The sequence below is a fragment of the Litoreibacter arenae DSM 19593 genome (genome assembly GCF_000442275.2).
Classification (GTDB): Bacteria; Pseudomonadota; Alphaproteobacteria; order Rhodobacterales; family Rhodobacteraceae; genus Litoreibacter; species Litoreibacter arenae.
Window position 1 is genome coordinate 1 of record NZ_KE557312.1, and the last position, 23,058, is coordinate 23,058.

Consider the following 23,058-nt stretch of genomic DNA (forward strand, 5'->3'; position numbering starts at 1 on the left):
TCAGGCCGCTCTGAAGACCATTATCTCTGAAGACGGACATTCCGAGAAGATCTGCCCGATTTTGTAGTCGATCGTATCGGGATCTTCAGCGGTTTCGCGGAATTTCTTGAGGTAGGGGAACAGGTTGCCGTTGACGAAGGTGATGAGATCTTCGCCGGTCATGGCGGTGTTGTGATCCAGTTTGCCGTCAATCTTGGGCGCGGCCCACTTTTGCCAGCGATACTTCGGGTCGAGGATGGGGGTATAATCCTTGCCTTCAAGCTCGGCATTGTCCTGCCGCTCGGACTCCAGATCGTCGAGATATTTGAGGAACAGCAGCCAGGATGTCTGTTCGGCATAGTCGAGCTCGGACGCCAAACCTTCGTCATTGCGCAGAACACGGTCGATGTTGTTGAAAGCATTTTCGAACATTACTGCCCCTCTTTTTGCCAAAGAGTAGTCGGAAGGGGGAGGGGCAGCAATCGGTTCTGTTCCGTTAGTTGGGTCGTTTTGTTTGGTCCAGCGCGTTTTGCACGCGGCCTATCGCCTGCAAACGTTCGTGAGCTGAAAGGTCCCTCGTCGAATCCGGCTGGGCATCAATGACATCACCACCGCCCCCCGGGACGATCCGCCAGCCGAGCGCCTCAATCGCCAATGTCGCAGCGGCCCTGATCGCGCGCCTTCTTTCCTTTTCAGGTCCGAGGATAACAACGTAGGCGATTTCTTTGCTGTATTTCTGATGGTGGAAATAATCGACGACGAAAACAAAATTCTCGTCCGAATGCCTGTATTTCAGCCATATCGCAACGTCTGTCAGATCGTCGCGCAGCAGATCGATGCGCTCACCGGGGTTAAGCTCATTTTGGTTCATGCAATTTTATCTCCTGTTAATATCAGGAGAACATTGGCCAAAGCGGCGCAATGCGAAGTAGGTGGGAACAATTCACTCGCGTTCATGCTTTGCCAGCCTAAAAACCAAAGGTCGAAAAATTTTGCTTCGTCGATTCCCGGTCTGGCCAACATCCAGTGCATCTGAAGCGACTCGCTTGAGGTGAGAACCCCGGGCTTCGGAGCAACTGCATGAAAGGCCGAGAAATGAGCAAAAAGCCTATTCCGTTTCGGAAACAGATGAAGCTTGCGCGTCCGGACGTCGTAGAGCGTCAAAAGCAGCACAGCCGCAAAAGTGGTATCGCACTACAGCTTCGGATGTTGCGCGATGCGGAAGGCATGACACAAGCTGACATCGCGAAGGCAACTGGCATGACCAGGCAAAGCATTGCGGATATGGAGTCATTGGTCGGCCCGATCCCAGATATCGAAGACCTCGGACGCTACGTTGATGTCTGCGGTGGCGACATCGAGGCGGTAATTTCGCCCAACGACACTGATCTGCCTGCCGATGAATCTGAATAGTCCTCGCCGAAATAGGCGTTCGATTTCCAATACTGTGAGCGAAAAGAACACTCAAAACACCATTATATCAACGAAAAATGAGATAATTTCTTGAACTCGAGATCTTTCTGCTTCGCGTTTTTCACATCTGGCCAACATTGATTACGACAGAAGCAAACAAGCAAAGGAAATCGAGAAAACCTAAGAAAGCCGTCGAAGCTACGGCACGACCCTCCGAACCAAAATCTTGACGATAACAACAATTTTGGAGGTGACCTATGAACTCGATAACCCCTTTTGACTTGCGCCACGCCGTATTGGCACAGCCCAGTCCCGTGCATGATTTTGTGGCTCAGAACTGGCCTGCGTTGCGCAATGCCGCCGCCCTTCTCGGCGGACGGCGCGCGGCCCAAGAAGCTGATCGTCTTTTCGATGATCTGACGGCCCACGCGACGATTGGCATACATGCCCGGCGGCGCCTCGAACGGATGATGCGCCGTCTCGAACTCGACGAAGATATCGTCAGCGAAGACACATTGCTGAATGCAGTCGATCCGTCTGATCCTATTGTCGATGAGCTTTGTCTTCTGGCGGATGGCTTGCGAGAGGCATCCGCGCAGGCCGACCTTAGCTCCGGACTTTCATAAACGCAGCACGACTTCGCAAACTGCGCGCGGTCTTCCGATCCCACGCATCCCCAATCCAAACTGAAAAGGAGAGTCAGCGATGACCCTTAATCCTAAACATGGGCAATTTGCCGTGGACGCAGGTCTGCAAGAACACCTGGCGAAGAACGGTGCGACTTTGTCGGAGCTAATCTCTGCGATCAATGACCAGAAAGCCATGACAGCACTGTCCAAACTACTCAGTGGCGACTTGTGCTGTTCGAAGTGTCAGGCGCGAGATGTCGGGTTGGTACTTAACGCCCTGTCCGGTGCTTTTGAGGTGCCCGCTGCAACGCGCCCCGACTTCGATGCGGCAGTGCGCTGGCAGGGTGCTCGGATGGCAGATGTTCACTCAATTCTGGCGAGGTGAACCTATCCGGAGAATACCGCCCATCTCCACGAACAGAACAATTTTCTAATCAGTCGAGCTCGGAAGCCCCTCTGAGTTCGGCAGAAACCAAAGAAAAAGAGACTGTTATGAACAACCTAAAAACTACCGCCATATCCAGCAAAGAAATCACGATCGAGATGTCCATCCGGCCTGATCTGGAAATCCTTGCGACCCAGCCACCAGTTACGGACCCAGTCAGTGGCCACGAAGAAACCGAAAACGATATTTTTGCAAATGCGATCCGACTCCCTTCTGAATCAACCGGTGCCAGAACTACTCAAAAGTCATCTGGTCGCAAGGCCAACGGACAAGTCGTGATTGGAAGCAATCCAGGGCGTCTGGTCCAGTTGGACAGTGAACTGGAATACAAGGTTGCGTTGGTCTTGTTAGCCAAACCTGATTTTGCCGACCTGCATGATCAGGTTCGTTTCAGATGGATCGACCATACGGGCAAGTCATGCAGCCATTTCTTTGACTTTATAAACATCTCCAAGTCCGGGGAAAGGACTGGCGTTATTGTCAAGGAAGCTTCGGCTTTGAAGAGTGAACGCTTGCAGCGTAAAATCGGGATGATTTCCGAACAGGCGGTTACTGGTTTTGTCGACCGTGTAATTGTCGTCACTCAGCGCGATATCAATCCTGTCGATCTTCACAATGCAAAGTTGCTGCATGAGGTGCGGCATGCTGATCCGGAGGCAGATCAAGTGGCAGAGGCTGTCACAAGCGATTTGATTGGTGCCGCGACCTTGGCCGACCTTACTGCAATGATGAAGATGGGCAGTCGCGGGTTTCGCGCATTGGCAAGGCTTATTCGCCAACAGACCCTCGTTCTACAAAATCACGAAGTCGTCTCATATGGTTCATTCGTGCGGAGGGCTGTCTGATGCTGATCTATCGCCCCAGTGAAAAGCAGTCTCGTCTTGCCATCAGTTCTTGGGATGAAGTTGTCTTGGACGGTGTTGCCTTTCGTGTCATCGACGAAACGGACAAAGGCTTCGTGATGATCCGCGTCGATGGGAAGGGCGTTGCTGAAACTTTCGAACATGCCACACTGTCCCGCCGCGCCAATGCAGGACTGTTGACGCATAATCGGAACAAATTCCGTCCCGAGCATGCTGTTCAAGACGCCCACAGCACGACGGATCTTCTGGCGACGCTCTCGGATGAGGCACAGCAAGAAGTGCGGTACCGTCTCTCGATGGTTGATGCGGCCAATGAACTGTACGCCGAGGGTCTGCTCAAGAGAGACGACCAGTCAATCAGTAACAACATGCTTTTGATACGCGAACGTGCAACCGAGATGTTGGAACTCAACGCTAACAATGGCGATGGGCGGCTTTCTCGTAGCGAAGTGACGGCTGGTCGTGTCGGAGCATCGACGCTGCGCAAATGGCTTAAGAAACATGACCAGGGCGGCATATACGCGCTTGTCGATAAGAGGCACCTGCGGGGCAACCGAAAACGGCGCCTCTCACCAGACGAATTGCTTATTCTGTCTCGGGAGGTGGCGAAGTTCGTCGATCCCCAGAAGCTCACCAAAGAGAACATTTTCCAAAACGTGCAGCGGGCTTTCTGCGCTGAAAATGAGCGGCGCGCTGAAGAGAACTTGTCGCTCTTGCAAGTTCCTTCGAGAGAAACCGTTCGCAAGGAAATCGCCAAGATTGACCCTTTTGCGGCCATGTGCGGTCGGGAAGGGCTTGCAAGGGCCAAGGCAAAATTTGCGCCCTTGCGCAAAGGCATCGAAGTGACGAGGCCGCTCGAGCGCGTCGAGATCGATGACTATAGGTTGGATCTGAGCACCTTCATGGCCACATCGGGCATCCTTGAGCACTTTTCGAAAGAAGCCTTGGGCTCCCTTGGTCTGACTGGCGGCAAGGACCGCTGGTGGGTTTCTGCTGCAATTTGCTGCACCACGAAGTGCATCGTCGGCATGTGCATGACACGCAACCCGTCATCGCAAAGCGCCCTTAAAACGATCGAGATGACAACACGCGACAAAGGGGTTTGGGCTGATGCGGTCGGTGTGCTTACGCCTTGGAACCAGTTCGGTACTATTGGTCTGTTGGTAGCAGATAATGGCACTGCTTTCACTGCGGCAGTCACGAAAGCTGCGCTGAAGGACTTGGGAATTGCCTATATCAACCCACCGAAAGGGCCTTCTGAGCTACGCGGCACCATTGAGCGCATGTTCGGCACATTGGCGCGTGGTTTGTTGCCTCGGCTGACAGGGCGGACATTTTCCAATGCTGTTGAGAAAGGAGATTACGACTCCGAAGGCAAAGCTGCGCTGAATGCCGAAGATGTATGCGAAGCATTGATCAGATGGGTTGTCGAGATTTATCACAAAACACCTCAGCGAGGCTTGGGGGGCAAGACCCCGCAAGATGCGTGGGATGAACTCACGGACAAGTATGGCGTCACGCCTCCGCCAGATCTGAGGACACGCCGGTTGGTATTTGGGACCAAGCTCACACGTAAGGTCGGCAAACATGGCATTCGCGTGCTCAACATCGATTATCACCACCCTTCGATAGCAGAATGGCTTCTTCACAATGAAGATCGTGAGGCCAACGTTCGCTGGTATCCTGAAGATATCGGGGGATGTGCGGTCGAGGTCGACGGTGAGTGGATTGAGGTACCTGCGAAGTTTGCAAGGTTCCAAGGTGTTACTGCAACAATTTGGCAAGCAACGCTGAACAGCCTGCGCATGTCATCCAAACGGTCCCAGAAATTGAATGAAAAAGTGATCCACAAGGCGATTTCAGCGATCGAAGAGCTGAACTCGAATGCGATGGCGAAACTTGGAATCTTGCAAGAAGACTGGTCGGACGAACGTATTGCGCGCGAAGAAACCGAGCTCTTGGGGTTCTTTCAAGACGACTTTGACCTTGAAGATCCGTCAACTGAGCTCGGCAACCGCGACGGCGGCTTCGGTACTGTCATTTCTGAAACATTGGACTCTGGTGGACACTGCGAAAATAAAAATGAATCCAGCTCGTTTTCTTCCTGCGAGGGGCCGTCAGCTGAAATTCCTGCTCAAGATGCGCAAGGTCAAGGATTGACCTCCAAACCTCAGCGCAACCCAAACATCAAGTTCTCGGAGAAGTAAAATGACCTATGAAAATCAGAAATTTGCTGTACAGGATGCGGTAAGGGCCCTGCGCGACATATATGTGGAGGGCGATCGCGATACTGTTTTTCGCGAACAACTGGACCGATTGATTGAATTCAGTCAGGTGCCCGGGGAAGCAGGCAAGCCAGTCATTTTTACGCGCACGGGGGAAACCCGCGGCATTATCCTTGTCGATGGTGCCGGTGGGGGCAAAACGTCACTCATCGACAAGGCGCTACGGAATCATCCTGCGCTCGAAACCAGTTCAAGCGCTCTACGTCCGTGGATCGGAGTAAGTGTCCCAAGCCCTGCAACGCTTAAAAGCCTTGGCCGCGCGATCTTGAGCCAAACCGGCTACGCGGCGGTCTCCGACCGCAAGCCGGTTTGGGATATCTGGGCCCTGGTCAGGAACCGTCTAAAGGTCTTGGGAACCGTTGTGCTCTGGATCGACGAGGCACACGACCTGTTCCACAGCGACGCGCGGCATGAGGTCAATAAGACGCTCAGGATGTTGAAGGCGCTCATGCAAGGGGAGGGCGCGGTTATTGTTGTGCTAAGCGGCATCGAGGCGCTATGGGACATCGCGTCTTTCGATGATCAGGTGCGGCGGCGATATGCCAAACTTGAGCTGCCTAAGGTCACCTTGGCGTCTCATGGTGACGATCTGACCTCGATCGTTGAGGGTTACTGCGATCGCGTAGGGTTGCGGCTTCAAGAGACCGAAGATCTGCTACCGCGGCTCATTTACGCAAGTCGTGGGCGTTTCGGGCGCTGTATCGAATTCACGGTTCATGCCATCGAGGTTGCGCTGTCGCGCGGCCACGAAGTTCTCACGCGGGACCACTTTGCCGAGGCATGGGTCATGCAGGAAGGCTGTGCGCCAGGCAATAACGTATTTCTTGCGCCGAAATGGTCCCAGATCAATCTTACTGTCCGCAATCACGCCGCTTGAACCACAAACTGAACAGGAGAATTCAGATGACACAATTGTTCCCACACTTCCCTTTCGATGCGATCGAAACACCCCAATCCTATGCTGCGCGTCTTGCCTGGCTGCATACGGGTGGCTCGCTGCTGCCTTTCCTGCACGACATGGGTATCCAACCTGCCGAACTGATGAGCAGTGAGCCCAACGCCATCGCGGCACTGGCAGAAATCTCGGGCGAGGATGTGGCAACCCTTGCCAGAAATGCGGCTGTGCGTGTGGCCAAGCGCAGTTACGACCTGCGTGGATCACGGGTTTCAGCAGAGTTTATGTCGCGTCCTGCGACGGTGTTCTGTCCGGCCTGTCTTGCCAAAGATGACGCTGTGTCTGGCAATCCAGGACTGCGTCGTGGCCGCTGGATCTGGACCCTATCCGTCGTTCGAACCTGTCCTGAGCACGGATTGCAACTGATCGAACGGGCCAAGGAAAACTGGTCCGACGAGCTGCACGTCATGTCCGATCGTGTTCCCGAATGTAAGCAAGAGTTGCAACGTCTGACGAGAGATCAACAGATGCGCCCGGTGTCACCCCTTCAATCTTACATCGTCGCGCGGTTGTCGGGTGAACGCGGGCCGGAATGGCTTGAGGCTCAAACGCTGGACCAAGCGTGGCGCGCGACCGAGATGCTGGGAATGGTCGCCGTGTTCGGGCCTGACAAGAATCTTCAGACAGCCACGCGTGACGAGTGGGATGCCGCTGGCCGTGCGGGCTTCGCGTCTACGTCGCGAGGTGAGGCTGGAATCAAGGAGGGGCTTGAGCAGATATTTCAAGCTCGTCCGCGTTCGGCGACGAACGCAGGCCCGCAGAAAGTGTTCGGCCGCCTCTATCAGTGGCTTGCGTTCGCGAAGGGCAAGAAAGATCCTGGCGATATCAAGCGGATCATGCGCGATTTCATCGTGGATCATTTTGCCCTTTCATCAGGGCATAAGGTGTTTGGTGTGGCTCTGCCTGAACGTCGCCTGCACACTGCGGCATCCTTGGCAAGCGAGGCAGGCCTCGATGTGCGCACCCTCCGAAGTGTCCTGATTGCCAAACGTCTGGTGCCTACTGATGATGAAAATGTCCAAGTTGTTTTTGATGCAGAGGCTGGGCGGAAAGTAGCAAACTCAATCACGCGATTGGTCGCGGGCGCAGGCTTGCCCAAAGCTCTCGGCTGCACGCGTCCGCAGGCGGAACAGTTCGTCGACGAAGGCTTGCTGACCCCCATAGTTGACGAGTTTCTGGAGGGCTATGGCCGTGTGCGTAAAGCCTTTGATGCGGCTCGGATTACCAACTTCCTGAAAGATCTGGATGGCGCCACACAAAGCGTCGATTTGATTTCTGATGATCTTGTGCCGATCTCTAAGGCTGCCGAACGCGCGAAGATCAGTAGCGCTGAAATCGTGCATCTGATCCTCGGGCGGCATCTGGAAGCCGTCGTTCGAAAATTTGACAGTACAGGGATTGCGTCCATCTTTGTGGACTCTGACGAGGTAAAATCTGCTGCAAATAATCTCCTGGTTGGCTCTTCCTTTTCAAGCACAGCGGGGCGTCTGAAAATACCGCGCCAGAGTCTCTTGAAACTTGCGAACAAATACCCGGACTTGCTGCCCTCGCAGATCGTGAAGCCGCAGGCGGGGACACATGAATTTGGCCGATTTTTGGAGGGGAATGTCGAGGGGTTTCGAGAAAAGTTCACAACAGCGATCCGAGTTGCGAACAGCCGCGGCGTCGAGCTTAAGGTTATTCTCGGCCGGTTCAAGCGGGCAGGGGTGAAGCCAGTTTTTCGACATGCTGATTTCGGGATAAATCTGTATCGAACCAGCGACATCCCGGCGCTCCACCCGATTTAACATAATGGGGCTTACGTGATTTTCCCCTCGATTCAACTCAGGGCCATCCGAAAGGATGGTCCTTTTTGCTTGCAAACCGATCTATTTCCGCCAGGTGACGATAGCCATGTTTTGACTGTGAAATGGTCAAATATGGCGCTGAACTGCCCATAAACCCTCCATTTTATGGGCTTTCTGAGCCTTCAATGGTCATTTGTCGGTTGGATCAACAGCGTGTAATATCATCAAAAAATGGACGGCATTCGGCAACTCACAACATCCACATTCTGCGCTTGATCGAATGATGCCAGACGACGCATACTCAACCCGGAGCGAGCAACCGAAAGTAGCATAAGATTTCAATCCGATACACCTTTGAAACGTTGCAAAACTGTTCGAAAAGCTGGGACCACTTCATTCTTCTGATCCATAACTTCCTGAAATTTCATAGGACTAAAGACGATGATTGCTCATTTTGTGCTCGCCGGGCAGTCTAACATTGACCAATGGTTTCACGTAGATGACGGATCTGCACTCAAGGCATTCAAAGAAGCCTTTCTAGCGCTTAATCCCCGATACACGGATGTTCAGCTTTTCGACGCCGCCCGCGGTGGATCTGCCCTTCTGAGCGGGTCAGCATCGCAATATGCGGGTGTCAGAGCGCCCGGCGACGTCGACCTGTTCGAGCGTATCAGTCAGAACTACTGGTACGATGAAACAAATGGCGAGGCCGGTCCGAACCTGTCGCTTTTTCAGAGCAGGATCGAAGCGGCCACCGCGACGGGTGTTGAGTTTCTAGGTGTTATTTGGGCTCAGGGCGAAGCGGATACCACTTATGTGGGCGAGAATGGTGGTGATGAGTATACAGAAGCTCTTGCGTTCGTTCTTGAGAAACTCGCCGACGCGAGTAATACGCCGAACATCTACATTCAGGCTTTGGGGGATCGGGCTTTCTATTCAGAGCGCCTTCATGGCGGTACGAACGCGATACGGGACGCCCAGCAATTCGTAGCGGAGTCCTCTGACACAATAATGCTGGCGACGACGACTTTTGATCTGGAATTGCGTGACAGCGTCCATTTGACTGCCGAGGCTTATGAGGCTGCGGCAACCAGGATGGCGGTTGCAATTTCTACGGGGGAGGTTTCGCCTGCAGTCGATCACGCCATCCTCTCGGACCCAAATACTATTCTCATTCAACTGCGACTGATGCAGGACCAGCGGTTTTCCGGGGCTTTCGATCTTGGTGGCTTCTCACTTATCGAGAATGGCGAGGAAATCCAAATCGCATCGGCAACTATAACCCCTTCTGGCTTGCTCCGAGTCGAGACATTTACAGAGCTTTCCAACCCGGTCATTTCATATGGAGCAGTTAATAAAAGCGTCACAATGCAGACTGATGATTTCATCTACGTAACTGGACCAAATGGTATCGTCCCGATCCTTCCGTTCGAGCTGGAAGTCGCTCCACCCAGCCTTGACACCGCAGAAATAGACGGTCGCCTTTATGTCCAGGGCGGCGTTTTCAATGATCTGGTCATTGGTCTGTCTGGCGATGACTACCTCTATGGTAATGCTGGAGATGATATTCTGATCGGCGGCTGGGGTCGAGATCGGCTATATGGTGGCGCAGGATCAGACACCTTTGTTCTCAGCGCCGATAGCTGCACCGACATCGTATATGATTTCGACATCACCGAGGATGCCATTGGATTACAAGGCTATTCACAAGCCGAGATCACGTTTCGCCCCTATGGGGACAGAGATCTGGATATCCGAACCCTCGACGGACAACGCATCGTGCTCAGAAATGTCAGCTATGAGTCTGCCGACGACATACGGTTCAACATGTTGGGCACTGACGCATCCAATGAGTTAGTTGGCTCGGCAAAAGACGATCAAATATATGCTTACGGTGGAGATGACTGGATTAACAGCGGCGCGGGCTACGATCAGATAACCGTCGGGACCGGCTCGGATACGGTATCATTCGGCACGGGCTTCGACACAAATATCGTTCATGACTTCGACGTTGAGAACGACACTATATTGCTGACCGACTTCTTTGTGACATCTCTGACGGTGGCCCAGTCCGAAGGGGGTGATCTAGAGCTGAGATCGCCTGACGGGGATCTTTTGATACTGTCAGGCATTGCTCTGGCAGATCTCGACCTGGTCAACATCATCGACGCGAGACCAGAGATCGCAATCGTTTCGGGAACAGACAACAATGATGTATTGCGGGGGTCCGCAGCCAATGATTTGATCAACGGATATGGTGGAACGGACAGGCTTTATGGCGAAGGCGGCAGTGATGTATTCGTCTTTGACACAGGCTCCGGCCTGAATATCGTCTACGATTTTGTTCAGGGGCAGGACAGAATACTCGTTGACGGGCAGAATTTCGAAAGCCTGACGATTACCGCTTACAAAGCGACAGATGCCGAAATCCGCTTGGATTCCGGTGACAGGCTTGTCCTACGGGATGTTGACCATAGCACGGTGAGTGCCGATGACTTTGTATTTTCAGTTCCGGATGAGTTTATTTAGCTGCCTTTTGACTGCTATCAGGCCACGCTGATGGGTGTCCTTTCTTTATAAGACTGCGTAGCGGCATCTGCCAGAACTTGCGCGCGCAATCCGTCCGTAATCCCGGGTGAGATGCGTTTCTGATTGACCACCCCGTCCACAAAATGCGCCATTTCCGCGCGATAGGCTGCCTCGTAGCGCTCCAGAAAGAAATGTTGGGCAGGGGCTTTGCTGAAACCCGTTGAAGTCGCGATCTCGACTGTGTTCTCAAGCATGTTTTCGGCGCGCAGCATCCCCTTTGCGCCGTGGACTTCAATCCGCTGGTCGTAGCCGTAAGTGGCGCGGCGGGAATTGGTGATCTGGCATATCCGACCGGTTTTCGTGGTCAGGGTCACCGCCGCAGTGTCCACGTCGCCAGCCCGACCGATTTCGGGGTCGACCAGTGAAGCCCCCACCGCGTAGACGGTCACCGGCTCTTCGCCGAGCAGGAATCGAGCCATGTCCAGATCGTGGATCATCATGTCCCGAAACAGCCCGCCGGAACTTTTGATATAGCTGATAGGGGGTGGCGAGGGGTCGCGGGACTGGATTGTCACGATTTCGACCTCGCCGATTTCGCCTGCCGTTATACGGGATTGCACGTTGGCGAAGTTTGGGTCAAATCGGCGGTTGAAGGCGGTCATGAAGGGCACTCCGGCGGCCTCCACCGCCTTGACGCAGTCGCGAATTCGGTCGGCGGACATGTCTACCGGCTTTTCGCAGAAAATGGCGTTGCCCTCTGCGGCGGCGGCGTGGATCAGATCGTAATGGGTGTCCGTAGGTGTGCCGATGACAACAGCGTCAACGTCTGCACTGGCAATCAAATCGTCAACCGCCATTACTGCGGCGCCGGTTTTTTCTGCCAGCGCTTTGGCTGAGGCTTCGAAAGCATCGGCGACCGCGGCCACCCTCGCGCCCTCGATCTGGCCGATGGAGCGAGCATGGACCTGCCCGATCCTGCCGCAGCCCAGAAGTCCGATATTCAGCATGTCATGCTCCCTTGAAGGATTGCAGGACCGTGCGGGTGGCAGCCACCAGCGGGTCGTGGGTTTCTTTTAGGATCTGTACGCGATCAAAGCGCTCGGGGTCGCGCGTAACGGCCTGCCGGAGCGCGTGACCGAATGCCATGCGCAGTTCCGTTCCGATGTTGAATTTGCAGATTGCAGACCCTCTCGCCAATGACCGGCGCTGCGCCACAGGCACGCCTGAGCCGCCGTGAATGACCAGAGGGACCTGGGTGACAGCCTCGATTGCGCGAATTCGGTCCTCGTCCAGCCCGCCTTGCTTGTCCTGTTGCAGGTGCACGTTACCCACGGATATCGCCATAGCGTCGACGCCGGTTTCACCGGCGAACTGGGCAGCCTCTTCGGGAGCCGTTCCCGCGGAGCCTTCGCCGCCCGAGTAGCCGACGAAGCCGATTTCGCCTTCGCAGGAGACGTTTGCGGCATGGGCCATCTCGGCTATGGCGGCGGTCTCGTCGATGTTCTGGGCCAGTGGTTTCCGGGAGCCGTCATACATCACGGAGGTGAAGCCGCTGTCGATCGCAATACGGCAATCCTCGGCAGTGTAGCCGTGGTCGAGATGGGCGACGACGGGGACCGAGGCGTTCTCGGCAAGGTATCGAAACATTGCACCCAGAACCGGCAGCGGAGTGTGCTCGCGGCAGGATGGTCCAGCCTGAAGGATTACGGGAACACCCTCGGCCTCTGCGGCGGCGACGTAGGCGCGCATGTCTTCCCAGCCCAAAGTCACCAGACCGGCAACCGCATACCCGTCACGCAGCGCTGGCTGTAGGACGTCTGCAAGTGTCACAAGGCTCATTTGAACTTTGCGACCATATCCATGATGCCCGGAATCGTATGCAATTGCTCCGCATGGGTGGGCTGGAAATATTGCTTCAGTGACCGCTGCGACAGCCCGCCCAAGATGGTGAAGTAGTACATCTCGTAGCCGGGTAAGACGCAGCACGGATGGTAGCCCTTGTCGATCAGGATCGTTGAGCCATCCATGATATGATACGCATCCCCCGGCTCGTTGTCCTCGCGTTGCAGCATTTGCACGCCCGAGCCTTTGTTGGGCTTGAACCGGAAGTTATAGGTCTCGTCATGGCGGGTTTCGACTGTTTCACCATTTTCCGCCCGGTCGGTGTCGTGCTTGTGCGACGGAAAGCCTGACCAGCCACCAGCTCCGACGGTGTATAGCTCGCTCACCAGCAAACGCCCGACTTTACCGTGCTGGTTAGCGCCAAGGATATGCTTGATCTTACGATGGGTCTTGGTGTCGTCAGAGCCGTATTGCACGAGGTCAAGCTCAGGCTCCCGCACGTCGAAGGGCTCCAGCACCTTGTCGTATTTCGCCCCGGCGATGAACGTCTCTGTCTCGTCGCTCACGCAGGTCAGGCGCACCTTTGCGCCGACAGGGACGTAGACGCCCTCGGGCTCCCCGTCCCAGACATCGACGCCCCGCTTGCCGAGCCGATCAAAAGCCGCGCCGTCGACATCCACGTCGACAGTGCCGGTGGCGGGAACCACGCAGGTCTCGTATCCCGGCACGGCGTATTCGAAGGTTTCACCCTTTTTCAGCTTGATGATGTTGAAGTAGTTGAGCGGCACCAGATCGTGATCTGCGTCGACAATCGGTTTGTTGGCGTTGTCATGGGGCGCGATGTGCATCGGGTTTCCTTTCTAGACGTCTGTGGGGCCAGGGCGTGACGCGAGAAAGGCGTCGAGCTCGGCGGTTGTTGGCATGGCGGGGGCGCAGCCGGGCTGACTGACCACGATGGAGGCGCAGGCAGAGCCGCGCAGGACCGCCTCTTTCAGCGGCCTTCCTTCGGCAATCGCAGCCAGCAAACCGGCCATGAAGCTGTCGCCCGCGCCGTTGGGCTTGACCGCAGTGACGGGATAGATGCCGGTGCGGATTTCTTCGCCGTCAGCCAAGGTCAGCGCACCTTCGTGGCCCATCTTGTAGATCACCATCTTGCCGGATGCTGCGAGTTCGCGGGCCTTGTCCAGCCCTTTGTCCATGCCGCCCGCCATGAAGCCGAACTCTTCGTCATTGCCGACAATCAAGTCGCTTTGCTCGCCTGCGCGGGTCAGCACCTCCGAGGCGACCTGTGCCGAAGGCCAGCTATAGGGGCGGTAGTCGATGTCGAAGATCACGGGTAGTCCGGCCTTCCGGGCGTTCTCGAAGGCTCGGAAGGTGGAGCTGCGCGAGGGTTCGGCAGCGAAGACAGTGCCCGCCGTGATAAGCGCGCCGAAGTCGGCGTAATTTACGCGGTCGACGTCTTCCTCGGTCACTTGGAAGTCGACGGCGTTGTTGCGATAGATCACCAGCTGGAAATCTTCGATGCAGCTTTCGTAAACCGCCAGAGAAATCCGGGCTTCTCCACCCAGCACCTTCAGATATTGCGTGTCCACGCCGTAGTGGCGCAGCCGGTTGGAGCAGAAGCGCCCGACTGCGTCATCCGAGACGGAAGTTACCAGCGCCGATTTCATTCCCAGCTTGCACAGCCCCGCGCAGATATTGGCAGAAGACCCGCCCAGATCGGCACGAAAACTTTCGGCCTCCTCGGCTTTGGTCCCCGGCGGATCGGCGAACATGTCCATGCCCGCCCGTCCGAAGACTGCGAAATTGCCTGTGCGGATACCGTCGATCAATGCGCTCATCAGACGCCCCTTCGCTGACGTTCGCGGTCGGCTTCCCAGTCCTTATGAGCCTCGTTCACGCGGCCGCTCTCTGAGATGTGCGGCGTTCCGACCTCCCACCAAGCGTGGCCTTCGGTGGTCCAGCCCTCGTAGGCGTCCACGTCCATAACGATCACATAGGTCTTGTCCGATGCCTTGGCGCGCTTGAACGCCTCGGCCAATTCAGCGGGGTTGGCGACCTTCTCCGATGCGGCACCCATCGACGCCGCGTGCGCCACGAAATCCACGCCGAAGGGTTCGGGGATCGTCGGGCAATCCGCGAGAAGGTTGTTGAAGCTTTCGTTGCCGGTGTTGTTCTGGAGCTTGTTGATGACGGCAAACCCGCCATTGTCGAGCAGCAATATGATCAGTTTCTTGCGGCTGAGCACCGAGGAATAGATGTCGGAGTTTAGCATGAGGTAAGAGCCGTCACCGCAAAAGGTGATCGTGTCCTGCTCCGGCTCCTGTTCCATCTGGGCGATCCGCGCGCCCCACGCACCTGCAATCTCGTAGCCCATGCAGGAAAAGCCGAACTCCACATCGACAGTCCCGATACCGAGCGTGCGCCAGTTGGCCGTGACTTCCGCAGGCAGGCCACCCGCCGCAGCGACCACGCGATCACGCGGCTCGCAAAGGTCATTCACCCCGCCAATCGCCTGCGCATAGGAGTTGGGCCGGTTGCCGGGCCTTACGTTTTCGGCGACGTAGTCATCCCATTTGGCCCGACCGTCTTTCGCGAACTGCACCCAAGCGTCCGGTGCTGTGTAGCTCAAGGCGTCGCACAAAGCACTCAGCGACAGTTTCGCATCGCCCACCACAGGTAGCGACATGTGCTTGCCCGCGTCGTGACGCGCCGCGTTGATCGAGATGAACTGCGCGTCCTTGGCGAAGGCGGTCCAGGAGCCGGTTGTGAAATCCTGCAACCGGGTGCCGACCGCGAGGATGACGTCAGCCTTTTCCGCTACTGCATTTGCGCTGTCCGATCCGGTCACACCAATAGGGCCGATATTGAGATCATGCGTCGCCAGCATATTTGCGCGGCCCGCTATGGTTTCGACCACAGGAATCTGGTGCGTTTCCGCAAATGCTGTCAGTTCATCTACAGCCCGCGAATATTGCACCCCACCACCAGCAATGATCATCGGACGCTCGGCTGCTTTCAGGGCGGCCACCGCGTCGGCGATCTCGGCGGTGTCGGGTGACTGGCGGCGAATGCGGTGGACCTTCTTGGCAAAGAATGCTTCAGGGTAATCATAGGTCCATCCTTGCACATCCTGCGGCAATCCGATGAAAGCCGGGCCGCAATCCGCGGGGTCAAGCATGGTAGCAAGTGCGGATGGCAGGGACTGGATCACCTGCGCGGGATGACAAATTCTGTCCCAGTAGCGGGTTACCGGCTTGAAGGCGTCGTTCACGCCGAAGGTCGGGTCGTTGAAGTTCTCCATCTGTTGCAGCACCGGATCGGGCAGCCTCGTGATGAACGTATCGCCGCAGAGCATCAGCATCGGCAGGCGGTTGGCATGAGCCAGTCCGGCAGCCGTCAAGAGGTTGGCGGTGCCCGGCCCGGCCGACGCCGTGCAAAACATGAAGCGCTGGCGCAGCCACTGCTTTGCGTAGCCAGCCGCAGCAAAGCCCATGCTTTGCTCGTTCTGGCCTCGATAAAGCGGCAGTTCCTCACGCACGCCATTCAAGGCTTCGCCCAGGCAGGTCACGTTGCCATGTCCGAAGATGCCAAAGCCGCCACCGCAGATCCGCATCTCCTGTCCGTCGATTACAATATACTGGTTGGACAGCCAGCGAATGATCGCTTGGGCTGTAGTCAGCCGAATGGTGCCCTCTGTCGTCGCCATGCGCGAACCCTCCCTGAGAAATCATGCGAGCTGGTCGATTGCAGCTTGCGAGAAGTCTAGACTCACGATACAACTTTTGCAACCGGTTGCAACTGTATTCGCGAAATGGGAGGGGAGTGATGACAGAGATCGGCATCGGCATTCTTGGCGGCGGCTACATGGGCAAGGCGCACGCAGTCGCGATGTCATCTGTAGGAGCGCTCTTTGATACAGCGCTTCGACCCCGTCTCGAAATGGTCTGTGCGTCCAGCCCGGAGACCGCAGAACGCTACCGCAAGGCATATGGGTTCGCCCGCGCCACGGACGACTGGCGCACGCTCGTGGAATCGCCCGAGGTCGAGGCCATCGTCATCGCGACGCCGCAGGAAACGCATCGCGAGATCGCTGAGTTGGCCTTCAAGCTCGACAAGCCAGTGTTCTGCGAAAAGCCGCTTGGTGCGTCGCTTGAAGACAGTGCTTCTATGGTCGCTGCCGCAGAGGCTGCGGGCGTGGTCAACATGGTGGGCTTCAACTACATACGGACGCCCGCCAGCCAGTTCGCCCGCAAGCTGATTGCCGACGGCGAAATCGGGGATATCACTTGGTTTCGTGGCGAGCACACTGAGGATTTCTATGCTGATCCGGAAGCTCCCGCCACATGGCGCACCAGCGGAATGGCCAACGGGACGATGGGTGATCTTGCACCTCATATGATCAACGCCGCGCTCGCGCTTGTCGGGCCAATCGCGCGAACCATGGGGGTTTACGAAACCGTCCATGAGACCCGCCCCGGCGGCACCGTCACAAATGACGACCACGCCCAGATGATGTGCCGGTTCGAGAATGGCGCGATGGGCCAGATGTATTTCTCGCGCGTGGCGACGGGGCGCAAGATGGGCTATGCTTATGAGATCACTGGTACAAAAGGTGCGATCCGCTTCGACCAAGAGGATCAGAACGCGCTTTGGCTTTACCGTATGAAGGGCCCGGAGGCGACGCGGGGTTTCACCAAGATCCTGACCGGTCCGGCGCATCCCGACTACGAGCCCTTCTGCCAAGGCCCGGGCCACGGCACCGGATATCAGGACCAGATCATTATCGAAGCCAAGGATTTTCTGACCGCCATCGACGCGGGCAAGTCGCTCTGGCCGACATTCCGCGACGGGCATGAGGTCAACCGGGTGATCGCTGCCACACTGGCTTCGGCAGACAGCGAAACATGGAAAAATATCAACGATTTCTGATGACGGGAGACATCGACTAATGACGATCAGAATTGGCAACGCGCCTTGCTCTTGGGGTGTCGAATTCGCAGGCGACCCACGCAACCCGACTTGGCAGCATGTCCTTAAGCAGTGTGCCGAGGCGGGCTACAAAGGTATTGAACTTGGCCCCGTGGGCTTCATGCCCGAAGATCCCGCTCTGCTCCGTGAAGGGCTCGACGAAAACGGGCTTGAGCTGATCGGCGGGGTCGTCTTCCGCCCCTATCATGATCCGGAGGCATGGGACGATGTGCTGGACGCCACTCACCGGACGGCCCGCGCGCTCAAAGCGCATGGCGCACAGCACTTGGTCTTGATCGACTCCATCTCTCCGCGTCGTGCGCCTACTGCCGGTCGTGCGAACGAGGCTGAGCAGATGGACAAAGCCGAATGGACCGCCTACCGCGACCGCATCGCTGAAAGCGCCCGCATCGGAGCTGAAGAGTATGGGCTGACCGTGGGCATCCACGCCCATGCCGCGGGCTTCATGGATTTCGAGACTGAGCTGGAGCGCCTGCTGGACGAGGTTGACGATAAAATCCTCAAGGTTTGTTTCGACACCGGCCACCATTCCTATGCGGGTTTCGATCCGGTGGCCTTCATGAAAAAGCACATCGGACGCATTTCCTACATGCATTTCAAGGATATCGACCCAGAGGTCAAAGCCCGCGTGATCGAGAACCGCACCGGATTTTACGACGCCTGCGGTCAAGGCATCTTCTGCAATCTGGGTGAGGGCGACGTGGACTTCCCAGCCGTGCGTCAGGTGCTTCTAGATGCCGGTTTTGAGGGGTGGTGCACGGTCGAGCAGGATTGCGATCCGACGCTAGACCCTGACACGTTGGGGGATGCGCGCAAAAACCGCGAGTATCTCGAAACTATCGGTTTCGTCTGAGGAGGCAAAACATGAGCAAACTGAACTGGGGCATGATCGGGGGCGGCGAAGGCAGTCAGATCGGACCGGCGCACCGGTTGGGCGCGCAGGCCGACGGGCGTTTCAGCTTTGTGGCTGGGGCATTGGATCACCGGCCTGAGGAGGGCCGCGCTTATGCGGCGCGACTAGGGATCGCGGCAGACCGCGCCTATGGCGATTGGACCGAAATGCTTACAGGCGAGAAGGGCCGCGACGACCGGGTCGATCTGGTCACTGTTGCCACACCGAACGCCACGCATTTCGAGATTGCCAAGGCCTTCCTTGAAAATGGGTTCAACGTGCTTTGCGAGAAGCCTATGACCATGACGGTGGAGGAGGGCGAGGAAATTGTCAGGGTGGCGCAGAAATCCGGCAAAATCTGCGCGGTGAACTACTGTTATTCCGCCTATCCAATGGTGCGCCAAGCCCGCGCCATGGTGCGGGCGGGCGAGATTGGCAAGGTTCGTCTCGTTGTAACCAACTTCAGCCACGGCCACCACGGTGACGCCACTGATGCTGACAACCCGCGCGTGCGCTGGCGCTATGATCCCAAGATGGCGGGTGTCTCAGGCCAGTTCGCCGATTGCGGCATCCATGCCCTGCATATGGCGAGCTTCATTTGCGATGATGAGGTCACGAAACTGTCCGCCGACTTCGCTTCGACTATTCCGTCGCGCGAGTTGGAGGATGATGCCATGGTCAATTTCCGCATGGCGGGCGGTACAGTCGGGCGGCTGTGGACCTCGTCTGTCGCTATCGGGCGTCAGCACGGGTTTGATATCCAGATATTCGGCGAAACCGGCGGTCTTCGCTGGGCCTCGGAGCAACCGAACCAGTTGATCTACACTCCAGTTGGTGGACGCACGCAGATTATCGAGAAAGGGGAGGGCGGCTTGCACGAAGATGCTCAACGCCTCAGTCGGGTGTCTATCGCTCACCCAGAGGGCTTTCCGCTTGCAGTGGCCAATATCTACTGCGATCTGGCCGACGCGATTGCTGGTGAAATCCGCGATGGTCTGCCCGGTGCTGAGGCTGGCGTGCGGTCGATGGCGGCGGTGCATTGCGCTGTCGCGTCGGCCAAGGACAACGGCGCATGGATGGACGCGCGTCCGCCGATGTTCCGCTAAGCTTTCGGAGCGGGGCGCAATGTGCCCCGCTCTACGACCGAACAAGAGAAAATACGCGCTTCAGGATAGCGGTCACCCTCGGCCAACGTTGCGACCATTAGCTCTATCGACGAACTTACGATCTGGGGGATCGGCTGGTGGATCGTCGTCAGGTTAATGTTGTTCCAACGGGCCATTTCCATGTCGTTCAGTCCGAGAATGCCCACGTCGTCGGGGCATCTGAGGCCGCTGTCTTTGATAGCCGAAAGCGCCCCTATCGACAGGACATCATCACCGCCGAAATATGCCTGAGCGGGTCTATTCTTCAGTAGACGTAGCATCTCCTCCCGTCCGGCATCGAAAGAGTACTCCTTAGCGAAGGAATAGCTGACGTCAATATTGGGGTGTGCGGATATTTCCGACATGAAGCCTGTATAGCGATCTTGGGTGGAGGTTGCCGTTTCCGGACCGCCCATGAAGCCTACCTGAGTATAGCCCCGCTCCACTAGTGTGCGCGCCGCGAGCCTTCCAGCTTCGCGGTTGTCGATCCCGACGACATGGACTTCAGGAGCCGAGGAATACCGCCCGAAGGAATGCACAACCGGCACTCCAGCATCGCGAAACGCTTTGGCGAAACCCGAAGGCAAGGTCGACGACGCGACGACAACGCCATCGACGGAATATTGTCGAAGCATTCGCACAGAGTTTTCCGGCTCAACCTCGTCAGACAGGTTTACGAGCAGCGGGCGAAGCCCTCTATCCTGCAATCCGCGCGTGAAAAGATCGAAGACCTCCAGGAAGATCGGGTTGTGAAAGTTGTTTGAGACCAATCCGATCAGCTTGGTCCGCCCTGTGGTCAAAGACGACGCCAGTGCATTCGGGCTGTAGCCCAACTCGCTAGCGGCTTTCTCGACCTTACGCCGCATGACGTCAGAAACAGATGCGCCGTCGGTGAAAGTGCGTGACACCGCCGATCGCGAAACGCCGGCCCGTTCCGCAACCTCTTTCAATGTCACTGCCATGCTTTCAAACCCGAATTACACTGTATTTCGGTCAACCTACCCTGATTTACAGATCAAGACAGCTTAAAAAGAACATGCGCAATGCAACCGGTTGCAACGAATCTCTTTTGCCTCTACGTTAAGCGTCAAGAGGCGGGCCGGACCTGTCTCGACGAACAAGATTTTAGGGAGGAAAATATGAATAGGATTATCAGGAAGCTCGCGCTGGTCACGGCGGTAGCAGCGGCGCCGCTCGTCGCGGCGACTGCCGCATCGGCTGAAGGTGAGAAGTACATTCTGGTCAGCCACGCACCCGATAGCGACAGCTGGTGGAATACCATCAAGAACGGCATCGCTCTTGCGGGCGAGCAAATGGGCGTCGAGGTTGAATACCGCAATCCACCCACAGGTGACCTTGCCGACATGGCGCGGATCATTGATCAGGCTGCAGCCTCCGGCCCGAACGGCATAATCACGACGCTGGCCGACCCCGATATCCTGGAGGGTCCGATCCGCAATGCAATCGACAGCGGCATCGACGTCATCATCATGAACACCGGCAGCCCCGAAAAGGCGCGCGAAATCGGTGCCCTAATGTACGTTGGTCAGCCTGAATATGACGCGGGCCTCGCTGCTGGTCAGCGCGCCAAGAAAGACGGCATCGAGTCCTTTCTCTGTGTGAACCACTATATCGTGCAACCGTCCTCGCAGGAACGCTGTCAGGGCTTCGCGGATGGTCTGGGTGTCGAACTCGGCAACCAGATGATCGACGCCGGGCAGGATCCGGGCGAGATCAAGAACCGCGTGATGGCCTACTTGTCGTCGAACCCCGATACTGACGCAGTGCTGACCCTCGGCCCGACTTCAGCCGATCCTACGCTGCTTGCGCTGGAAGAAAATGGCATGGCTGGCGACATCTACTTCGGCACGTTCGATCTGGGCGGCGCAATTGTCGAAGGCATCAAGTCCGGCGTCATTCAGTGGGGCATCGACCAGCAACCATTCCTTCAAGCCTATCTGCCGGTCGTGGTGATGACCAACTATCACCGCTACGGCGTTTTGCCGGGCAATAACATTAACTCCGGTCCTGGCTTCGTTACAGCCGACGGGCTCGGCAAAATCGAAGAGTTCGCGGGCGAATACCGCTAAGTCTTACTTGCGGAAGGGTGCCGGAAATCTGGCACTCTTCCGCTGCTTCTCGCTTCTTCAAAAACCTAGTTATCGGGGAGATGCCGCATGTCAAACGCGACCCAACCCACGGCAAAGCCAGACGAACGCGTAAAAGAGATTTCTGCGTTTCGAAATGCGTTGATACGTCCGGAATTGGGCGGCATCGTTGGTACTGTTGCCGTGTTCACTTTCTTTCTACTGTTCGCTTTTGACAGCGGTATGTTCAACAGTCAGGGCATCATGAACTGGTCCGTTGTGTCGGCGCAGTTCATGATCATCGCAGTTGGTGCATGCCTGCTGATGATCGCAGGGGAATTTGACCTGTCGGTCGGCTCAATGATCGGCTTCGCGGGGATGATGATCGCGATTTTCTCGGTCACCTATGGATGGCCCGTCTGGGCGGCCATCATAGTGACTTTCGTCCTTTGCACGGCAATCGGTGCCCTGAATGGCTGGATCGTCATTCGCACTGGCCTTCCCAGCTTCATCGTGACGCTGGCATTCCTGTTCATCTTGCGGGGCTTCACAATCTTCCTGCCACAGGTGATCGAGCGCAAGACCATTATCGGCGGCATTCTCGACGTGGCCGAGGGAGATTGGCTCGCGCCGGTCTTCGGCGGCACGATCTTCAAGGGGCTGTTTGTCTGGCTCGGTGAAGCCGGTCTAATCGCCACTTTCGAGCGCGGCACCAAACAAGGGCAGCCGGTTGTCGATGGCATCCCGATGCTGATCATCTGGGCTATTGCTCTCATCATTTTCGGCCACGTGCTTCTGACCAAGACCAAGTTCGGCAACTGGATATTCGCGGCTGGCGGCGACGCCGAAGCCGCCCGCAACTCCGGCGTTCCGGTTAACCGGGTCAAAATTCTTATGTTCATGTTCACTGCTTTCTGCGCCACTGTCTTCGCGGTCTGTCAGGTGATGGAGTTCGGGTCGGCTGGTGCGGATCGGGGGTTGCTCAAGGAATTCGAGGCAATCATCGCCGTGGTCATCGGCGGCGCGCTTTTGACCGGCGGCTATGGCTCCGTGCTTGGGGCGGCCCTTGGCGCGCTGATCTTTGGCGTGGTGCAGCAGGGGCTGTTTTTCGCAGGGGTGGAAAGCTCGCTGTTCCGAGTGTTCCTGGGCGTGATCCTGCTCGGCGCGGTTATCCTGAACACTTACATCCGTCGCATCATCACGGGGGAGCGTTGA

At 56.6% G+C, this 23,058-nt stretch carries 21 protein-coding genes; 13 read left to right on the plus strand and 8 right to left on the minus strand.

Annotated elements, in window-relative coordinates:
* Both THALAR_RS10175 and THALAR_RS10180 read right to left on the minus strand, forming a co-directional pair.
* Entirely contained in the window at nt 1–411 is a 411-nt protein-coding gene (locus THALAR_RS10175; protein ID WP_021101462.1) for a type I restriction-modification system subunit M N-terminal domain-containing protein, read from the minus strand.
* Nucleotides 412–475: 64 nt separating this feature from the next.
* Nucleotides 476–850 (minus strand): hypothetical protein, encoded by a 375-nt coding sequence (locus THALAR_RS10180; RefSeq protein ID WP_021101463.1) that lies wholly within the window; start codon nt 848–850, stop codon nt 476–478.
* A gap of 209 nt (nt 851–1,059) precedes the next feature.
* Between THALAR_RS10180 and THALAR_RS10185 the strand changes: the two genes are divergently transcribed.
* From THALAR_RS10185 to THALAR_RS10220, 8 genes are all read left to right on the plus strand, one after another.
* Nucleotides 1,060–1,392 (plus strand): helix-turn-helix domain-containing protein, encoded by a 333-nt coding sequence (locus THALAR_RS10185; RefSeq protein ID WP_083483452.1) that lies wholly within the window; start codon nt 1,060–1,062, stop codon nt 1,390–1,392.
* Between the two features lie 314 nt (nt 1,393–1,706).
* Nucleotides 1,707–2,018 carry a hypothetical protein gene (locus tag THALAR_RS10190; RefSeq protein WP_169788536.1) on the plus strand — a complete coding sequence of 104 codons (312 nt, stop codon included), beginning with the start codon at nt 1,707–1,709 and terminating at the stop codon, nt 2,016–2,018.
* 79 nt (nt 2,019–2,097) lie between these two features.
* Nucleotides 2,098–2,406, plus strand: a complete 309-nt coding sequence (locus THALAR_RS10195) for a hypothetical protein (protein ID WP_021101467.1) — start codon at nt 2,098–2,100, stop codon at nt 2,404–2,406.
* A 107-nt stretch (nt 2,407–2,513) separates the two neighbouring features.
* A complete protein-coding gene (locus THALAR_RS10200) occupies nt 2,514–3,311 on the plus strand; it encodes a hypothetical protein (protein ID WP_040818376.1) in 798 nt (265 codons plus the stop codon).
* Nucleotides 3,311–5,536, plus strand: coding sequence for a DDE-type integrase/transposase/recombinase (locus THALAR_RS10205; protein WP_021101469.1), 2,226 nt, complete (start codon nt 3,311–3,313; stop codon nt 5,534–5,536). Before THALAR_RS10200 ends, THALAR_RS10205 begins: the two co-directional genes overlap by 1 nt.
* 1 nt (nt 5,537) lies before the next feature.
* The gene (locus THALAR_RS10210; protein ID WP_021101470.1) at nt 5,538–6,491 is read left to right on the plus strand and encodes a TniB family NTP-binding protein; all 954 of its coding nucleotides are present in this window, start codon (nt 5,538–5,540) and stop codon (nt 6,489–6,491) included.
* A gap of 26 nt (nt 6,492–6,517) precedes the next feature.
* A complete protein-coding gene (locus tag THALAR_RS10215; protein ID WP_021101471.1) occupies nt 6,518–8,356 on the plus strand; it encodes a TniQ family protein in 1,839 nt (612 codons plus the stop codon).
* A gap of 441 nt (nt 8,357–8,797) precedes the next feature.
* On the plus strand, nt 8,798–10,885 hold the full coding sequence (locus THALAR_RS10220; protein WP_021101472.1) for a sialate O-acetylesterase: 2,088 nt from the start codon (nt 8,798–8,800) through the stop codon (nt 10,883–10,885).
* A 17-nt stretch (nt 10,886–10,902) separates the two neighbouring features.
* Here the strand turns inward: THALAR_RS10220 and iolG are convergent, their stop codons facing one another.
* Genes iolG through iolD form a run of 5 tightly spaced genes read right to left on the minus strand, consistent with a single transcriptional unit; the run spans nt 10,903 to nt 16,436 of the window.
* Nucleotides 10,903–11,892, minus strand: coding sequence for an inositol 2-dehydrogenase (iolG, locus tag THALAR_RS10225; RefSeq protein ID WP_021101473.1), 990 nt, complete (start codon nt 11,890–11,892; stop codon nt 10,903–10,905).
* 1 nt (nt 11,893) lies between these two features.
* The gene (locus THALAR_RS10230) at nt 11,894–12,724 is read right to left on the minus strand and encodes a class II fructose-bisphosphate aldolase (RefSeq protein ID WP_021101474.1); all 831 of its coding nucleotides are present in this window, start codon (nt 12,722–12,724) and stop codon (nt 11,894–11,896) included.
* Nucleotides 12,721–13,575: a 5-deoxy-glucuronate isomerase gene (locus THALAR_RS10235; protein WP_021101475.1), complete on the minus strand. Its 855-nt coding sequence runs from the start codon at nt 13,573–13,575 to the stop codon at nt 12,721–12,723. The genes THALAR_RS10230 and THALAR_RS10235 overlap by 4 nt, the downstream gene beginning before the upstream one ends.
* Before the next feature lie 12 nt (nt 13,576–13,587).
* Nucleotides 13,588–14,568 carry a 5-dehydro-2-deoxygluconokinase gene (gene iolC / locus THALAR_RS10240; protein WP_021101476.1) on the minus strand — a complete coding sequence of 327 codons (981 nt, stop codon included), beginning with the start codon at nt 14,566–14,568 and terminating at the stop codon, nt 13,588–13,590.
* Nucleotides 14,568–16,436 (minus strand): 3D-(3,5/4)-trihydroxycyclohexane-1,2-dione acylhydrolase (decyclizing), encoded by a 1,869-nt coding sequence (gene iolD, locus THALAR_RS10245; RefSeq protein ID WP_021101477.1) that lies wholly within the window; start codon nt 16,434–16,436, stop codon nt 14,568–14,570. Before iolD ends, iolC begins: the two co-directional genes overlap by 1 nt.
* Before the next feature lie 119 nt (nt 16,437–16,555).
* Here iolD and THALAR_RS10250 point away from each other — a divergent pair, with 119 nt between their 5' ends.
* Genes THALAR_RS10250 through THALAR_RS10260 form a run of 3 tightly spaced genes read left to right on the plus strand, consistent with a single transcriptional unit; the run spans nt 16,556 to nt 19,717 of the window.
* A complete protein-coding gene (locus THALAR_RS10250; RefSeq protein ID WP_021101478.1) occupies nt 16,556–17,659 on the plus strand; it encodes a Gfo/Idh/MocA family protein in 1,104 nt (367 codons plus the stop codon).
* 19 nt (nt 17,660–17,678) lie between these two features.
* Entirely contained in the window at nt 17,679–18,572 is an 894-nt protein-coding gene (locus tag THALAR_RS10255) for a TIM barrel protein (protein ID WP_021101479.1), read from the plus strand.
* An 11-nt stretch (nt 18,573–18,583) separates the two neighbouring features.
* A complete protein-coding gene (locus tag THALAR_RS10260; RefSeq protein WP_021101480.1) occupies nt 18,584–19,717 on the plus strand; it encodes a Gfo/Idh/MocA family protein in 1,134 nt (377 codons plus the stop codon).
* Here the strand turns inward: THALAR_RS10260 and THALAR_RS10265 are convergent.
* Entirely contained in the window at nt 19,714–20,718 is a 1,005-nt protein-coding gene (locus tag THALAR_RS10265; RefSeq protein WP_040818379.1) for a LacI family DNA-binding transcriptional regulator, read from the minus strand. The genes THALAR_RS10260 and THALAR_RS10265 overlap by 4 nt on opposite strands.
* A gap of 177 nt (nt 20,719–20,895) precedes the next feature.
* On the opposite strand from THALAR_RS10265, the gene THALAR_RS10270 reads away from it, so the two are divergent.
* Both THALAR_RS10270 and THALAR_RS10275 read left to right on the plus strand, forming a co-directional pair.
* Nucleotides 20,896–21,846, plus strand: a complete 951-nt coding sequence (locus THALAR_RS10270) for a sugar ABC transporter substrate-binding protein (protein ID WP_021101482.1) — start codon at nt 20,896–20,898, stop codon at nt 21,844–21,846.
* Nucleotides 21,847–21,933: 87 nt separating this feature from the next.
* Nucleotides 21,934–23,058: an ABC transporter permease gene (locus THALAR_RS10275; RefSeq protein ID WP_021101483.1), complete on the plus strand. Its 1,125-nt coding sequence runs from the start codon at nt 21,934–21,936 to the stop codon at nt 23,056–23,058.

Coding starts and splice junctions, on each gene's coding strand:
- THALAR_RS10215 (WP_021101471.1), top strand. CDS start 6,518: ATGACACAATTGTTCCCACACTTCCCTTTCGATGCGATCGAAACACCC.
- iolG (WP_021101473.1), bottom strand. CDS start 11,892: ATGCTGAATATCGGACTTCTGGGCTGCGGCAGGATCGGGCAGGTCCAT.
- THALAR_RS10175 (WP_021101462.1), bottom strand. CDS start 411: ATGTTCGAAAATGCTTTCAACAACATCGACCGTGTTCTGCGCAATGAC.
- THALAR_RS10235 (WP_021101475.1), bottom strand. CDS start 13,575: ATGCACATCGCGCCCCATGACAACGCCAACAAACCGATTGTCGACGCA.
- THALAR_RS10275 (WP_021101483.1), top strand. CDS start 21,934: ATGTCAAACGCGACCCAACCCACGGCAAAGCCAGACGAACGCGTAAAA.
- THALAR_RS10200 (WP_040818376.1), top strand. CDS start 2,514: ATGAACAACCTAAAAACTACCGCCATATCCAGCAAAGAAATCACGATC.
- THALAR_RS10270 (WP_021101482.1), top strand. CDS start 20,896: ATGAATAGGATTATCAGGAAGCTCGCGCTGGTCACGGCGGTAGCAGCG.
- THALAR_RS10250 (WP_021101478.1), top strand. CDS start 16,556: ATGACAGAGATCGGCATCGGCATTCTTGGCGGCGGCTACATGGGCAAG.
- iolC (WP_021101476.1), bottom strand. CDS start 14,568: ATGAGCGCATTGATCGACGGTATCCGCACAGGCAATTTCGCAGTCTTC.
- THALAR_RS10185 (WP_083483452.1), top strand. CDS start 1,060: ATGAAAGGCCGAGAAATGAGCAAAAAGCCTATTCCGTTTCGGAAACAG.
- THALAR_RS10195 (WP_021101467.1), top strand. CDS start 2,098: ATGACCCTTAATCCTAAACATGGGCAATTTGCCGTGGACGCAGGTCTG.
- iolD (WP_021101477.1), bottom strand. CDS start 16,436: ATGGCGACGACAGAGGGCACCATTCGGCTGACTACAGCCCAAGCGATC.
- THALAR_RS10255 (WP_021101479.1), top strand. CDS start 17,679: ATGACGATCAGAATTGGCAACGCGCCTTGCTCTTGGGGTGTCGAATTC.
- THALAR_RS10230 (WP_021101474.1), bottom strand. CDS start 12,724: ATGAGCCTTGTGACACTTGCAGACGTCCTACAGCCAGCGCTGCGTGAC.
- THALAR_RS10180 (WP_021101463.1), bottom strand. CDS start 850: ATGAACCAAAATGAGCTTAACCCCGGTGAGCGCATCGATCTGCTGCGC.
- THALAR_RS10220 (WP_021101472.1), top strand. CDS start 8,798: ATGATTGCTCATTTTGTGCTCGCCGGGCAGTCTAACATTGACCAATGG.
- THALAR_RS10210 (WP_021101470.1), top strand. CDS start 5,538: ATGACCTATGAAAATCAGAAATTTGCTGTACAGGATGCGGTAAGGGCC.
- THALAR_RS10260 (WP_021101480.1), top strand. CDS start 18,584: ATGAGCAAACTGAACTGGGGCATGATCGGGGGCGGCGAAGGCAGTCAG.
- THALAR_RS10265 (WP_040818379.1), bottom strand. CDS start 20,718: ATGGCAGTGACATTGAAAGAGGTTGCGGAACGGGCCGGCGTTTCGCGA.
- THALAR_RS10205 (WP_021101469.1), top strand. CDS start 3,311: ATGCTGATCTATCGCCCCAGTGAAAAGCAGTCTCGTCTTGCCATCAGT.